Origin of the sequence: Mycobacterium sp. E1715 (assembly GCF_001667625.1) — a bacterium.
In the GTDB taxonomy this organism is placed as follows: domain Bacteria; phylum Actinomycetota; class Actinomycetes; order Mycobacteriales; family Mycobacteriaceae; genus Mycobacterium.
In genome coordinates this window covers 1-14,208 of record NZ_LZJJ01000390.1, presented here as the reverse complement: position 1 = coordinate 14,208, position 14,208 = coordinate 1, and the positions used below count along the sequence as shown (strand labels likewise).

Here is a 14,208-nt window from a genome sequence, read left to right as displayed (position 1 = left end):
CCGCGAAGCCGCCAGCAGTCCGACGACGAATTCAGCGTTGCTTGCGGAGCGCAGCGCGACACGGTCACCCGCGCGGAGCCCGGCCTGTCGGAGCTGCCCGGCCAGGTCGTCCACCAGCTGGACTAGATCGCGGTAGCCGAGCGGTATCCGCTCGGCGGTGACGACGAGAGCGGGCGCCTCCGGGGACCGGCGGGCCACCTCCTCGACCAGATCCACGATGCGTGCATCCGGGATCTCCGTCGACCCCGCGGCTTCGCTGCTGACGATCGCCTCAGACCTCATCGCTTCGCTCCTTTACGCTTCGCCGTCACAAGCAACTGCTCGAACCATGCCGGGTGAGCCTCCCACCCGTCCAATACCGAATCACTCACGGCCGATAACCAACGGCTATCGACGCCCCGAAACCGCGGCTGACTAGCGCCGATAGATGACATGTATCGGCGCATAGCGGCCCCGTCTTGGACACCCGCCGGGCCCCGGCGTCAAAGTAAGGGCGCAGGCTTTGCTTCACCTCCGACCAGACGTGAGGAGTCACCACCATGACCGCAGTTTCGGCATCCCCCGGCCAGGCGCAGGGGTCCGCGCGGCTGATCGACGGATTCCACCTGGTGGTGGAGGCGCTCAAGGCCAACGACGTGCACACCGTCTACGGGATCGTCGGCATCCCGGTCACCGACCTCGCCCGCGTCACACAGGCGTCCGGCATCCGCTACATCGGCTTCCGGCAGGAGGGTTCGGCCGGCAATGCGGCGGCCGCGGCCGGATTCCTCACCGGCCGGCCGGGTGTGTGCCTCACGACGTCCGGTCCCGGTTTCCTCAACGGGTTGCCGGCGCTCGCCAACGCCACCACGAACTGCTTCCCGATGATCCAGATCTCGGGATCGAGCGATCGGGCGCTGGTCGATCTGCAGCGCGGTGACTACCAGGACATCGACCAGCTCAACGCCGCACGGCCATTCGTGAAGGCGGCCTACCGGATCAACCGGATCGAGGACATCGGGCGCGGCGTCGCGCGCGCCATGCGCTCCGCGATCTCCGGCCGTCCCGGCGGCGTGTACCTCGACATCCCCGGCGACGTGCTGGGGCAAGCCATGGACGCCGCGGCCGGCGCGGACACCGTCTGGCGGATCGTCGACCCGGCGCCCCGGCAGCTGCCGGCACCCGAGGCGGTCGAGCGCGCGCTGCAGGTGCTGGCGCGAGCGGAGCGACCGTTGATCGTGCTCGGCAAGGGGGCGGCATACGCCCAGGCGGACAACGTGATCCGCGAGTTCGTGGAGGCCAGCGGCATTCCATTTCTGCCGATGTCGATGGCCAAGGGCCTGCTGCCGGATTCACACCCGCAGTCGGCGGCGGCCGCGCGCTCGCTCGCGATCGCACGCGCCGACGCGGTGCTGTTGGTCGGCGCACGTCTGAATTGGCTTCTTGGGCATGGGGATTCGCCGCAGTGGTCGGCGCACGCCAAGTTCATTCAGGTCGACATAGCGCCGGCGGAGTTCGACAGCAATCAGCCGATCGCGGCGCCCCTGGCCGGTGACATCGGCTCGGTGATGACGGCGTTGCGTGACGGCTTGGCCGCCCGTCCCGTCACCGCGCCCGCGGAATGGACCGGGGAGCTCGCCGAGCGCACCGCCCGCAATGATGCCAAGATGCGCGAGCGGCTGGCCGAAGATCCGCACCCGATGCGCTTCTACAACGCGCTTGGCGCGATTCGCGCTGTGCTGCAGGACAACCCGGAGGCGTACGTGGTCAACGAGGGGGCCAACGCGCTGGACCTGGCCCGCAACGTCATCGGTATGGAGCTACCGCGCCACCGGCTGGACACGGGCACCTGGGGCGTCATGGGCATCGGCATGGGCTACGCCATCGCCGCCGCCGTCGAGACCGGGCAGCCCGTGGTCGCGATCGAGGGGGACAGCGCGTTCGGGTTCAGCGGCATGGAAGTCGAGACCATTTGCCGCTACCGCCTGCCGGTGACCGTGGTCATTCTCAACAATGGTGGCGTCTACCGCGGCGACGAGGCACCCAACGGCTCCGACCCGGCACCGACCGTGCTCAACGCGCGGGCACGTCACGAGCTGATCGCGGAGGCCTTCGGCGGCAAGGGATATCACGTCACCACCCCGTCGGAGTTACGCTCTGCCCTGTCCGAGGCGATTGGCTCTCGCGGACCGGCGGTCATCGACTGCGAACTCGACCCGGCGGCGGGAGTGGAAAGTGGGCATCTGGCGAGCCTGAACCCGACCAGCAAGGCGGTCAACGCCGGTGGGTGATACGCGACAGTTGCACGTCGAAGAACTCGTTCAGCGACAGCTGCGCGGCGGAGGCGGCGAGCGCCCGGGCGATCGGCGACCCGGGGCCTGCGGAATTGGTCGCCAGGGCGATGTCCGCCGTGAGCACCGGGTCGACCATCTGCACCGCGCGGACCTCCGGGCCCAGCGGCGACGTCCACAACCAGGTGTGCGGCACGATGCACGCCCAGTTGCCCGCGGCGACCTGTGCGAATAGCGAAGCGACGGAGTCGGTTTCGACCTGGGGCGACACCTCTATGGCGTGGTCCGCGAATGCCTTGTCGATGATCTGCCGGTCCCGCATGTCCGCGGTGAGCAATGCCAGCGGCAGCTGGGCGGCCTCCGGCCAGGTCATCGTCGATGCGGCGGACCCCAACATGTCCGCGGGTGACAACAGCACATAGTGCTCCCGGTACAGCGGCACCAGATTCACCTCATGGGCCTCGTCGGGCTCTGCGTGCACGATCGCGGCGTCCAGTTCGAATTCCCGCAGCCGACGGTACAGTTCGGTGCCCGCCAGCCGGGAAAGGATGTGCACCTTCGCCAACGGGTGCTCGGAGCAGAACGCCGAGAGCACCAGCGACGCCGTCGTCGACGCCGTGGGCACCGTCCCCAACCGGAGCATGCCGGTGATGCCGGACCGCACCGCATGCACCTCGGCCTTGAACGCGTCTTGTTCGGCCAGAATCCGCCTGGCCCACACCACCAACCGCTCCCCTTCGGGCGTGAGGCCCTCGAAGCTGTGGCCGCGATTGATCAGGGTGACGTTCAGTTCCCGTTCCAGCTTGGCGATCGCGGCAGAGAGCGCCGGTTGGGAGACGAAGCATTTCTCGGCAGCGCGGGCGAAGTGGCGCTCCTGCGCGACCGCGACGAAATACTCCAGCTGACGGAAGAGCACCCGCACCTCCTCGGCCCGAAGGAGTTTTGCTGAGGCTAACGCGTCACCGGCGCCCCGGCCAATCAGCGGGCCGGCGAGGAAGCTCGGTGGAAAGCGGCGGCGCGGGCGGGCCGAACTCGGCCGCACCCCGAAAGCGACTGCGCTGGTGGGAAACCGCCCCGACGGCGGCAACCGCCGCGCAAGCGGGTCGTTTATCTCCAGCCCAAAATGGTAATCCCCGTCAGACCGGGCCAGGGTCCGCCATGAACCGAGCACCCAGTCAACATGGCGGAATCTACGCGATGATCGGATCGCTACCGCTGAGCGGCGAACCCGCCAGAGTTTGCTGAAAGCGGCAGCGCCGGGGCAGCCAGTAGAATAATCTGGTGTTTATCGCACCATACCGAAGGGTGGACGCCATGCGCCGCGGTGTTCGTTATCTGTTTGTTATGGTCGCGATCACGACGCTGAGCCTCGTCGGAGCGACCGGCCGCAGCCACGCCGCCATTCCCGCTCCCCAACCCATGCCCGGCATCGCCGCGGTTTTGCCGGCCGACGGCGCGGTGGTGGGGGTCGCGCACCCGGTGGTGGTGACTTTCCGGGCACCCGTCGGTGACCGCGCCGCCGTCGAGCGGTCCATCCACGTGACGTCGCCGAGCAACACACCGGGGCACTTCGAATGGGTCAAGGACGATGTCGTGCAGTGGGTGCCGAACCAGTACTGGCCTCCTCACACCCACGTCTCGGTGGGTATCCAGGCCCTCACGACGGGATTCGACACCGGTGACGCGCTTCTCGGCGTTGCGAGCATCTCCGGGCACACCTTCACCGTCAGCCGAAACGGCGAGGTGCTGCGCACCATGCCCGCCTCGATGGGCAAGCCCAGCCGGCCCACGCCGGTCGGCAACTTCACCGCCCTGGAAAAGGAGCGGTCGGTCGTGATGGATTCGCGGACCATCGGCATCCCGCTGAGTTCACCCGAGGGATACAAGATCACCGCCCAATACGCCGTCCGCGTCACATGGAGCGGCGTCTACGTGCACTCCGCGCCCTGGTCGGTCGATTCTCAGGGCTACGCCAACGTGAGCCATGGCTGCATCAACCTCAGCCCCGACAACGCCGCCTGGTACTTCAACCAGGTGAACGTGGGGGATCCGATTCAGGTCGTCGCCTGATCCTGGCGGCGCACGCGCCCTTTTGAAACGCGGCGTGATCCGACCTTCCCTCCCCTGTGACAACCGTCACAACGGTTGAACGGAAGACTGGCCCGCGACGGTGAGTTCCGGTAGGACGAGGACCCGAGCGAGAGGCTGTTCATGACCGGTGACGCGGCGCACGAAGAATCGAACGTTGCGGGTGCGAGCAGCGCGGCGCGCGAGCGGGTGGCCGACCGGATTAGCCGACTGGACGCGGGGGACGAGCAGTTCCGGAGCGCCAAGCCGGACCCGTCACTCCAGCGGACGGCCCGCCGGCCGGGACTGCGGCTGACCGAGATCCTGCAGACTTTCGTCGACGGTTACGCCGATCGTCCGGCGCTGGGCTGGCGGGCACGCTCGTTGGTCACCGATCCCGAAAGCGGCCGCACCACTGCGCAATTGCTCCCCCGGTTCGAGACCCTCAACTACCGCGATCTGTGGGCCAACGTAGGAGCGATCGCCACCGCATGGCGAAACGACACGGCTCACCCGGTGGCGCCCGGAGACTTCGTCGCCACAGTCGGTTTCGCCAGCGCCGAGTACCTGACCCTGGATTTGGTCTGCGGGTATCTCGGGCTGGTCGCGGTGCCCCTGCAGCACAATGCGGCGGCGTCCCGGTTGCGGCCCATCGTCGCCGAGGTCGAGCCGCGAGTACTCGCGGCGGGCGCCGGCTACCTCGACCTGGCCGTCGAAGCGGCGCTGGGCAGCGCGTCGGTGAGACGCCTGGTGGTCTTCGACTACTCCCCCCAAATCGACGATCAGCGCGAGGCTTTGGCGCGTGCGCGGGCGAAGCTTTCGGCCGCCGGCATGCCGGTGACGATCGAGACGTTCGACGAGCTGATCGAGCGCGGCCGCGCCCTGCCGCCCGAGCCGGCGTACGCCGGCGGCACCGACGAGCGGCTGGCCATGATCATGTACACCTCGGGCAGCACGGGGCTGCCCAAGGGTGCCATGTACACCGAGCGCATGCTGTGCAAGCTGTGGACCAACGAGCTGATGCCCGACTTCGCGGACACACCCGTGTTCAACGTCAATTTCATGCCGCTCAATCACCTCGGCGGCCGGATCCCCCTGTCGACTGCGTTCCAGGCGGGCGGCACCAGCTACTTCGTGCCCGAGAGCGACCTGTCCACGCTGTTCGACGACTGGAACCTGGTGCGCCCCACCGAAATGGGTTTGGTACCCCGGGTGGCGGAGATGCTGTACCAGCGCTACCAGAGTGCCGTCGACCGGCGGGTCGCCCAGGGGGCCGACGCGGAATCCGCGGAAGCCGAGGCGCGCACCGAGTTGCGCGAGCGGGTGCTGGGCGGGCGCATCGTCACCGCCTTCTGCGGCACCGCGCCCCTGGCAGCCGAGATGAGGGCCTTCGTGGAGAGTTGCCTGGAGGTCCATGTCCTCGACGGCTACGGGCTGACCGAGGTCGGGATGGTGACCAAGGACGGCCGGATCGCTGCGCCGCCGGTCTTGGACTACAAGCTCATCGACGTACCCGAGTTGGGTTATTTCCTTACCGACAAGCCCTTTCCGCGGGGCGAGCTGCTCGTCAAGTCGCTGACGGCCACGCCCGGATACTTCAAGCGCCCGGACGTCACCGCCAATGCCTTCGACGCGCAGGGCTACTACCGGACCGGTGATGTGATGGCGGAGCTGGAGCCGAACCGGCTCGCCTATGTCGACCGGCGCAACAACGTATTGAAGCTCGCCCAAGGCGAATTCGTCGCCGTCGCCAGCCTGGAGGCCGTGTTCAGCAGCGCGGCGCTGATTCGGCAGATCTTCGTCTACGGCAACAGCGAACGCCCGTATCTGTTGGCCGTCATCGTGCCGACCGCCGACGCGCTGGACAGGTTCGCCGGTGATGCCGACGGGATGAAGACCGCTCTGCACGAATCCCTGCGCCAGGCAGCCGGCCTCGCCGAGCTGCAGTCCTACGAGGTGCCCGCCGACTTTCTCGTCGAGGTCGAGCCGTTCAGTGAGGACAACGGTCTGCTGTCCGGGGTGGGCAAGCTGCTCCGGCCGAAGCTCAAGGAGCACTACGGCGACCGGCTCGAGCAGCTGTACGCGGACTTGGCCGCCAACCGGGTTTCCGAGTTGCGGGCGCTGCGAGAGGGAGCGGCGGATCGGCCGGTCATCGACACGCTGTCCCGCGCCGCCGAGGCGCTCCTCGGCCTCGCCGGCGGTCCGCCCGACCCCGACGCCCTGTTCATCGAACTCGGCGGGGATTCGCTGTCGGCGTTGACCTTCTCCAACCTGCTGCAGGACATCTTCGACGTCGAGGTGCCAGTGGGAATGATCATCGGTCCGGCCACCGATCTGGCTCAGCTCGCGGAATTCGTTGAGGCCGAGCGCCATTCGGGGTCACGCCGCCCGACGTTCGGGTCCGTGCACGGGAGGGACGCCACCGAGGCCCGCGCGACCGACCTCAGGCTGGACAAATTCCTCGACCCGAAGACGCTGGCCGACGCCCCCACCCTGCCGCGGGCCACCGGCACACCGCACACGGTGCTGTTGACCGGCGCCAACGGCTATCTCGGCCGCTTCCTGTGCCTGGAATGGCTGGGGCGCCTCGCCGAGACGGGCGGAAGACTGGTCTGCATCGTGCGCGGCACCGATGCGGCAGCGGCCGCCGAGCGTCTCGAAGGTGTCTACCGAAGTGGCGACCCGCATCTGGTCGATCGGTTCCGCGAATTGGCGGCCGACCACCTCGAGGTCATCGCCGGCGACATCGGCGAGCCGAGCCTGGGGCTGGACCAAGCGACGTGGGACCGGCTGGCCCGCAGCGTCGACATGATCGTTCACCCGGCGGCGCTGGTCAATCACGTGTTGCCGTACGACCAGCTGTTCGGGCCCAATATCGTTGGCACCGCTGAAATCATCCGCCTGGCGCTCACCGCACGCATCAAACCGGTGACCTATCTGTCGACGGTCGCCGTGGCCATGTCCGTCGATCCGGCCCAGTTCACCGAAGACGGTGACATCCGCACGATCAGCCCGGTGCGGCCGATCGGATCCGGCTACGCAAACGGGTACGCGAACAGCAAGTGGGCCGGAGAGGTGCTGCTGCGCGAGGCGCACGATCTCTGCGAGCTGCCGGTCGCCGTCTTCCGGTCCGACATGATCCTCGCCCACAGCCGCTACGCCGGGCAGCTGAACGTTCCAGATGCCTTCACGCGGTTGATCTTCAGCCTGCTGGTCACCGGAATCGCGCCGTCGTCGTTCTACGAGCCCACCGGCACCGGCGACCGGGCCAGGGCCCACTACGACGGCCTGCCCGCGGACTTCGTGGCCGAGGCCGTGGCGGCGCTCGGCGAGCAGCTCGCGATGGCCCCCGACGAGCCGGAGCCGTCCGGGACGTTCCGCTCCTTCGACGTGATGAACCCGCACGACGACGGGATCTCCCTGGACGTGTTCGTGGACTGGTTGATCGCCGACGGCCACGACATCCGGCGCATCGAGGATTACCACGAGTGGCTCCGGCGGTTCGGCACGGCGCTCCGCGCCCTGCCGGACAAGCAGCGGCAACAATCCGTGCTGCCGTTGCTGGACGCCTACCACCAGCCGGAGCGGCCGCTGCGCGGGGCGCCGGCCCCGACCGACGTCTTCCGTGCGGCGGTCCAGGCCGCAAAGATCGGTGCGGACAAGGACATTCCGCACCTGTCGGCCGACTTGATCGCCAAGTACGTGCTCGACTTGCGGTTGCTCGGGATGGTGTAGTGGTTAGCCGGGCAAGCCCCTCATGATCGCGACCTCTTGCTTACGTCCGACGTCGACCGCACCTCCATGGGCGTTCCTTCCGCGTCTGACGCCGCTGGTGCCTTCGCGGCCGCGCCACCAGACGGGCACTGGGCACCCGCCTTTGCGTGCCTATGCTGGCTGAGGGAAGGGATGCTCGCGGTGGGAGGAAACGACATGACGGCTGCTGCGGCGCGCGCCGTACGGTTCGACCGGTACGGGGGCCGGGAGGTGTTGTACGTGGCCGACATCGACATGCCTCGGCCCGGGCCCGGCGAGGTGGTGGTCGAGGTCCGCGCCGCGGGGATCAATCCGGGTGAGGCGGCTATCCGAAGCGGCGCGATGCATGAGATGTTTCCCGCGACCTTCCCATCCGGGCAGGGCAGCGACCTCGCCGGGGTCGTTACCGAGGTCGGCGCCGGGGTCACCGAATTCGCGGTGGGCGACGAGGTTTTGGGGTTCAGCTTCCGCCGATCCAGCCACGCGACCCACACGGCCGTCCCAGTGGGCCAGCTGATCCGCAAACCGCCCCAACTCAGTTGGGAGGTGGCGGGTTCGCTCTACGTCGTCGGCGTGACGGCGTACGCTGCCGTCCGGGCCGTGGCACCGCAACCGGGTGAGACGGTCGGCGTCTCGGCGGCCGCGGGCGGGGTGGGGGGCATCGCCGTGCAACTTCTCGCGCTCCGCGGGGCACGGGTGCTCGGCATCGCCGGACCCGACAACGCCGACTGGCTGCGCGCCCACGGCGCCATCCCGATTCCGTATGGGGACGGGCTGACCACTCGGCTGCGCGAGGCGGCACCATCCGGAATCGACGCGTTCATCGACCTGTTCGGCCCCGACTACGTGCAGCTTGCCGTCGATCTCGGCGTCGCACCCGAGCGAATCGACACCATCATCTCGTTCCAGAAGGCCGCCGAGGTGGGCGCCAAGACCGAAGGCAGCGCCGAGGCGTCCACGCCGGAGGTGTTGACCGAGATAGCCGGCCTCGTCGCCGACGGCGCGATCGATTTCGAGGTCGCCGCCACCTACCCGCTGGATCGGGTCGCCGACGCCTACGAAGAATTGGAGAAGCGCCACACCCGCGGCAAAATCGTTCTGCTGCCTACGGATTCACAATGACGCGGCGGGGCCGACGACTCCCGCCTGCACGATCTTGACCACCACCAGGGCTACCGCGACGACTAGATATGCCCGCAGGGTGAACAGCCCCGCCCGGCGGACCGCGCGGCGCTCCGCGCGGGTGAGCGTTGGGGTGTCGTCGAGCTCGTCGACCTGCTCGGGATCCAGGCCGCCCCCGAGCGCCCGTACCGCGGCCCCGGCTCCGTCGCGCCGATGCGGCCGAACGCACTGACGATGTCGCCGGCGGGTGGCGCGGCCGGAGTCGTTGGCGCGCTGACGGCGCCGAGGGCCTCGGATGACACGGGGGTCATGGTGTGTTCGCCCGAAGCGTCACCGGCGGTCGCCGGTCGAGGGGTGGCCGCCCAGCGAGGCCGTGACCACCGCGATCGGCATCCGCGACACGTACAGGTTCGCCCGCTCCTGGGGAGTCAGGCCGCTCCGCGCGTGCAGCTTGGTCGCCAGCAGGCGCGCCGACCGCAGCAATGCCCGGCCGCGCCCCCCGGTGCGACCGGTAACACGTTGTGTGACAACAAAAGCCATGATCTTCTCCTTCAGGGGAGGTCCGATCGGCTCAGATCAGGCGGACAGCGACGGCGAGCCGCGGGCGCGTTGAACGTGCCCGGATTGCCAGCGATGATCGCGAAAGCTCAAGCGGCAGAATGAATGCCGGAACCGGATCGGGACAAGACGGATTTCGGATAGGGACTATCGCCTGGACTCATCTCGCCCTCACCTCCTCACGGCCATGACACGCGCGGGTGTCATCACATGTCACCTGAACGAGGGAGGAGCGAATGCCGGCAACACGCCGCCGTCGCACCCCTCTCGTCGGAGCTTCGGCACTGCACGGCGTATCCGGAACTCCGTTGATGGCCGTTCCGGAAGCCACTTGGGCTCAACCCTTGGGTCCGGGAAGAGCTGTCCTGACCCGGGGCGTCTCTCGACGTTCGGGGTCAGTGGCCTGTGTCCGTGCAGACGCCTCACCTACCGAGGTGCTTGCGAAGACCTTTTTACACCGCGGCCCAGTGCCCGTCAAACTCATTTACGTAGCCATTGCGGCAGGTCGTGGCCCCCGCCGCCGCTGCGCAGCCGCTCGCGCGCCGCCGACGCCTACCCTCGACGGCATGGCCAACACTCTCCAAGACCCGAAGGTCGCATCCGTGCTCGACCGCATGTACGCCGAAGCCCAGAACCAGATGTCGCTGTTGCGTCAGCGGATTGGTGACTTCGACCGGCCGATGACGGCGCAGGAGCGCGCCGACGCGATGAGCGAGTTCTACATCCCGGTCACGCCCGAGGCCGGCCGGTTGCTCTATGCGCTGGTGCGCGCGACCCGTCCGGCGACGGTCGTCGAATTCGGCATGTCGTTCGGCATCTCCGCCGTCCACCTGGCGTCTGCGGTGCGCGACAACGGCGCCGGCCGAGTGGTGACGACCGAGCTCAACGACTCCAAGATCGCCGCCGCAAGACAGACATTCGCCAGCACCGGCCTCGACGACGTGATCACGATCCTCGAAGGGGACGCGCTGGCCACGCTGGCCACCCTGGACGGACCGGTCGACTTCGTCTTGCTCGACGGTTGGAAGGACTTGTACCTGCCGGTGATCGAGCTGCTCGAGCCGCGGCTGTCGACGGGCGCCTTGGTGGTCGCCGACAACGCCAGCGCCGCGGACACCCAACCGTATCTGGACCGGGTGCGTGATCCCGAGAACGGCTACGTCAGCTTCAACTTCGCGGTCCGGGACAGCGACAGCATGGAATTGAGCTGCCGCACCGGGGCTTAACGCAGCGATTCCTCGAGCCACGGCGTCAACCACTTCACCCCTTCGGGCGTGAGGTGGACGCCGTCGCTGCGCACCTTGATGCCGTCGACCTTGGCGGTGTAAACGCCGTCCGGGCAGAGCTTCTTGTTCAGGTCCAGGATCTGCACGTTGGGGTGATGGCTCACCGTCTTGCGCAGCATGGTGTTCCACAGATTGACCCGATCCGGTTGGTCCTCCGGATACAGTCGCCCGTCCGGCTTTTCGCCGCCCCTGCTGTAGGGCACCGTGGCGACCACCACGCGAACGCCGGTGGACCCCACGATGTTCAGCGCCCGCTCCAGCTCACCGTTGAGGTACGCGTCGAACGTGGGATCGCCGATGTGGGTCCACTGACCCTCGTTGACGCGGTCGACCGTTTCCCAACGGCCGATGACCAACAGCGCGACATCCGGTTGGTCCTGGGCGACCTGCGTCGCCCACCTGATCGGCCAACCGTCGCACTCCGGCCTCTGCTCCAGGGTTTGACCGATGTACCGATACGGCGTGCCGCGCACCAGGCTGCAGCCGATGACGGTGTGGTCGAGAAACGCGTATCCCGGCGTCGGCGGCAGGTAATGCATCCACGTCCACCCGATCGAATCCCCGAACACCGAAACGGTGAACGGCCGGTTGGGATCGCGGGGACCGGCGGGGCGGCCGCCGCCCGGCGGCGACGGGGACACGGCGGCGACCGCCGAGACTCCCGGCGGCAGGCCGGCCTCGCGCAGGCCGGGACCGGTCCCCACCGGGACCACCAGCAGGGTCACCGCGGCGGCGCTGGCCACGGTCGCCGCAGCCAACGGCAGCAGCGGTACCCGCGCCGGCCGCCAACGCCGGATCGGTTGCTCGATCAGCCACCAGGACGCCGCGGCCAGCGCCACCGTCGCAGCGCACCGCGCGGCGAACAGCGGCAACCCGTTCCATCCGGTGCGTTCGCCGTTGAGTGCCAGGAAGATTGGCCAGTGCCACAGGTAGACGCCGTAGGAGATCGTGCCCAGCCACACCAGCGGGGGCGCGGCCAGGATGCGGGCGACCACCCCGCGCTGCTCCAAGGCCACCGGCGCCACCACGACGACGGACGCAACCGCGACCCCGATGAGCAGACCGTGGCGGAATTCGCCGCTGTCGCCCGTCGCGTAGTGGGTCGCCGCCGCGAGTCCCGCCAGCCCGACGAGCGGCAGAACGCGGGCGACGCGCCGCGCCCACCGGGTTCGGATCAGGCACCAGCCGCGGTTCAGCGACGGCCAGTCGCGAACCAGCAGAGCCGCCGCCGCGGCGCCGGTCAGCAACGCCTGCGCGCGGGTATCGGTGCCGAAATACACGCGATCCCGGGTGCCGTCGGACACCATCACCATGGCGACCGCGGCCGAAGCCAGGGCCCCCAGGGTGGCGATGACGAACGTCGCGAATCGGACATCGCCGACGGTCGCGCGGGTGAAGCGGCGCCTCGCGCGCGCGGCCAACACCAGCGTCACCGCGATCAGCAGCACCGGCCACACGAAGTAGTACTGCTCCTCCACCCCGAGTGACCAGGTGTGCTGCAGCGGCGAAGGCGGGGCACCCTGCGTGAAGTAGTCGGTCTTCTGGGCGACGAACCGCCAGTTCGCCACCCACAGGAAGGCCGCGATCGCGTCGTCGCGCAGGCCGGTGAGAGAGCGGTCGGGAAGGAGTTGGCGGGCGGCGCCCACGGTGAGCACCATCAGCACCAGGGCCGGCAGCAGCCGCCGTGCGCGGCGAATCCAGAAGCCGGTCAGCTCGATACGGCCGGTGCGGCCGAGCTCGTCCAGAAGCAGCGAGGTGATCAGGAATCCGCTGAGCACGAAGAAGACGTCGACACCGATGAATCCGCCGCCCACCCCGGGGATGCCGCCATGGCCGACCAGCACCAGCGCGACGGCGATCGCACGCAGCCCGTCGAGCGCCGGAATCCCGCTGCGCCGCTCCGGCTTGTCCCAGATCGCCAGCCGACCGACCCTGCGCACGGGAGCGACCCACCGGGTCCGCCGACCACGGCGAGCCGGCGCGGTATTGATCCCGCCCGGCTCAGCACTCGCGGTTAGCGCGCCCTGACCACCTTGTCGCCCGGCGCCATAGTTGATGCCGATACGTCGCTGCCCCTCCTCTTGATCGGAGCCAGCTTAAAGGCGCCGGTGGCGCTTGCGCGGAAGACACGCAACGGTTTTCCGATTTCGTCGGAGAGTTCGAGCCCGCGGGCTGAGGGCCGGCAGCGGCGGCGCGTCGACACGAACGCGCGCGCGTGAGCGGCGCCGGTGCCCGCGCGGCTCGCGGCCGCCGCGACTAGGGTCGACAACGACCAATGATGATGCAGAGGAGGGCTCACCCATGCGCGGCGTCGTAATGCATGCCCCGGGGGACGTGCGAGTCGAAGACCGGGGTGATCCCGAGATAATCCATCCGACGGACGCGATCATCAAGATGTCGGCGACCTGCATCTGTGGTTCGGATCTGTGGCCGTACCGCGGCGCCGACGAGGTGCACAACGCCCCCATGGGACACGAATACGTGGGCATCGTGGAGGAGGTCGGCAGCGACGTCCGCAACGTCGCGCCCGGCCAATTCGTCGTCGGCTCCTTCGTCACGTCGGACAACACCTGCGAGATCTGCCGAGCGGGCTATCAGAGCCGCTGCGTGCACGGTGAACTCATGGGCAACATCGGCACCCAGGCCCAATACGCGCGCATCCCGCTGGCCGACGGCACCCTGGTGGCCACGCCCGAGATGCCGCCCGCAGAGATGATCCCCAGCCTGCTGGCGGCCTCCGACGTATTGGGCACCGGCTGGTTCGCCGCGGTGGCGGCCGAGGCCGGTCCCGGCAAGACCGTCACCGTGGTCGGCGACGGAGCGGTCGGACTGCTCGGCGTCCTGGCCGCCAGGCAACTCGGCGCCGAGCGGGTCATCGCGATGAGCCGGCACCGCGATCGCCAAGCGTTGGCCCGCGAGTTCGGGGCGACCGACATCGTCGAAGAACGCGGCGACGAAGGTGTGGCCAGGATCAAAGACCTGACGAACGGCCTCGGCGCCCACAGCGTCGTGGAGGCGGTCGGCACCCAGCAATCGATGATGCAAGCGATCTCCGCCACCCGACCGGGCGGTCACGTGGGCTACGTCGGCCTCTCGCACGACGTCGCGCTGCCCGGCGATGAGCTGTTCTTCTCCATGGTGCACCTGCACGG

General features: G+C 68.6%; 10 protein-coding genes, 1 pseudogene and 1 riboswitch. Of the genes and pseudogenes, 6 read left to right on the top strand and 5 right to left on the bottom strand.

Features of this window, described 5'->3' with window-relative positions; genetic code table 11:
* The coding region (locus tag A9X03_RS19230) for an AMP-binding protein (protein ID WP_156746604.1) at positions 1-282 on the bottom strand (282 nt) is incomplete at its 3' end.
* 257 nt (positions 283-539) lie between these two features.
* Between A9X03_RS19230 and oxc the strand changes: the two genes are divergently transcribed.
* On the top strand, positions 540-2,270 hold the full coding sequence (gene oxc / locus A9X03_RS19225) for an oxalyl-CoA decarboxylase (protein WP_067780888.1): 1,731 nt from the start codon (positions 540-542) through the stop codon (positions 2,268-2,270).
* Here the strand turns inward: oxc and A9X03_RS19220 are convergent.
* Positions 2,254-3,186 carry a LysR family transcriptional regulator gene (locus A9X03_RS19220; RefSeq protein WP_068262461.1) on the bottom strand — a complete coding sequence of 311 codons (933 nt, stop codon included), beginning with the start codon at positions 3,184-3,186 and terminating at the stop codon, positions 2,254-2,256. The two genes, oxc and A9X03_RS19220, sit on opposite strands and share 17 nt — an antisense overlap.
* 398 nt (positions 3,187-3,584) lie before the next feature.
* Between A9X03_RS19220 and A9X03_RS19215 the strand changes: the two genes are divergently transcribed.
* From A9X03_RS19215 to A9X03_RS19205, 3 genes are all read left to right on the top strand, one after another.
* A complete protein-coding gene (locus A9X03_RS19215) occupies positions 3,585-4,340 on the top strand; it encodes a L,D-transpeptidase family protein (protein WP_067749835.1) in 756 nt (251 codons plus the stop codon).
* A gap of 141 nt (positions 4,341-4,481) precedes the next feature.
* The gene (gene car / locus A9X03_RS19210) at positions 4,482-8,072 is read left to right on the top strand and encodes a carboxylic acid reductase (RefSeq protein WP_068262455.1); all 3,591 of its coding nucleotides are present in this window, start codon (positions 4,482-4,484) and stop codon (positions 8,070-8,072) included.
* A gap of 195 nt (positions 8,073-8,267) precedes the next feature.
* Positions 8,268-9,212 (top strand): NADP-dependent oxidoreductase, encoded by a 945-nt coding sequence (locus A9X03_RS19205; protein WP_068262458.1) that lies wholly within the window; start codon positions 8,268-8,270, stop codon positions 9,210-9,212.
* On the opposite strand, the pseudogene A9X03_RS30415 reads toward A9X03_RS19205, so the two are convergent.
* Together A9X03_RS30415 and A9X03_RS29360 are read right to left on the bottom strand one after the other, a co-directional pair.
* Positions 9,204-9,413, bottom strand: a pseudogene (locus A9X03_RS30415) (manganese transporter); the annotation flags it as partial. The gene A9X03_RS19205 and the pseudogene A9X03_RS30415 sit on opposite strands and share 9 nt — an antisense overlap.
* A gap of 129 nt (positions 9,414-9,542) precedes the next feature.
* A complete protein-coding gene (locus A9X03_RS29360; RefSeq protein ID WP_156746603.1) occupies positions 9,543-9,752 on the bottom strand; it encodes a hypothetical protein in 210 nt (69 codons plus the stop codon).
* 273 nt (positions 9,753-10,025) lie between these two features.
* Positions 10,026-10,211: riboswitch (M-box (ykoK) riboswitch) on the bottom strand.
* A gap of 125 nt (positions 10,212-10,336) precedes the next feature.
* Here A9X03_RS29360 and A9X03_RS19200 point away from each other — a divergent pair.
* Complete coding sequence (locus tag A9X03_RS19200; protein WP_068262452.1) at positions 10,337-10,996, top strand: O-methyltransferase; 660 nt, start codon at positions 10,337-10,339, stop codon at positions 10,994-10,996.
* Here the strand turns inward: A9X03_RS19200 and A9X03_RS19195 are convergent.
* Positions 10,993-13,047 (bottom strand): acyltransferase family protein, encoded by a 2,055-nt coding sequence (locus A9X03_RS19195; RefSeq protein WP_197498987.1) that lies wholly within the window; start codon positions 13,045-13,047, stop codon positions 10,993-10,995. The genes A9X03_RS19200 and A9X03_RS19195 overlap by 4 nt on opposite strands.
* A gap of 310 nt (positions 13,048-13,357) precedes the next feature.
* Here A9X03_RS19195 and A9X03_RS19190 point away from each other — a divergent pair.
* The coding region (locus tag A9X03_RS19190; RefSeq protein ID WP_067780878.1) for an alcohol dehydrogenase catalytic domain-containing protein at positions 13,358-14,208 on the top strand (851 nt) is incomplete at its 3' end.

Excerpts from the sequence above, each read along its gene's own strand:
- A9X03_RS29360 (WP_156746603.1), bottom strand. The coding sequence starts at position 9,752 with ATGGCTTTTGTTGTCACACAACGTGTTACCGGTCGCACCGGGGGGCGC.
- A9X03_RS19215 (WP_067749835.1), top strand. The coding sequence starts at position 3,585 with ATGCGCCGCGGTGTTCGTTATCTGTTTGTTATGGTCGCGATCACGACG.
- A9X03_RS19200 (WP_068262452.1), top strand. The coding sequence starts at position 10,337 with ATGGCCAACACTCTCCAAGACCCGAAGGTCGCATCCGTGCTCGACCGC.
- oxc (WP_067780888.1), top strand. The coding sequence starts at position 540 with ATGACCGCAGTTTCGGCATCCCCCGGCCAGGCGCAGGGGTCCGCGCGG.
- car (WP_068262455.1), top strand. The coding sequence starts at position 4,482 with ATGACCGGTGACGCGGCGCACGAAGAATCGAACGTTGCGGGTGCGAGC.
- A9X03_RS19205 (WP_068262458.1), top strand. The coding sequence starts at position 8,268 with ATGACGGCTGCTGCGGCGCGCGCCGTACGGTTCGACCGGTACGGGGGC.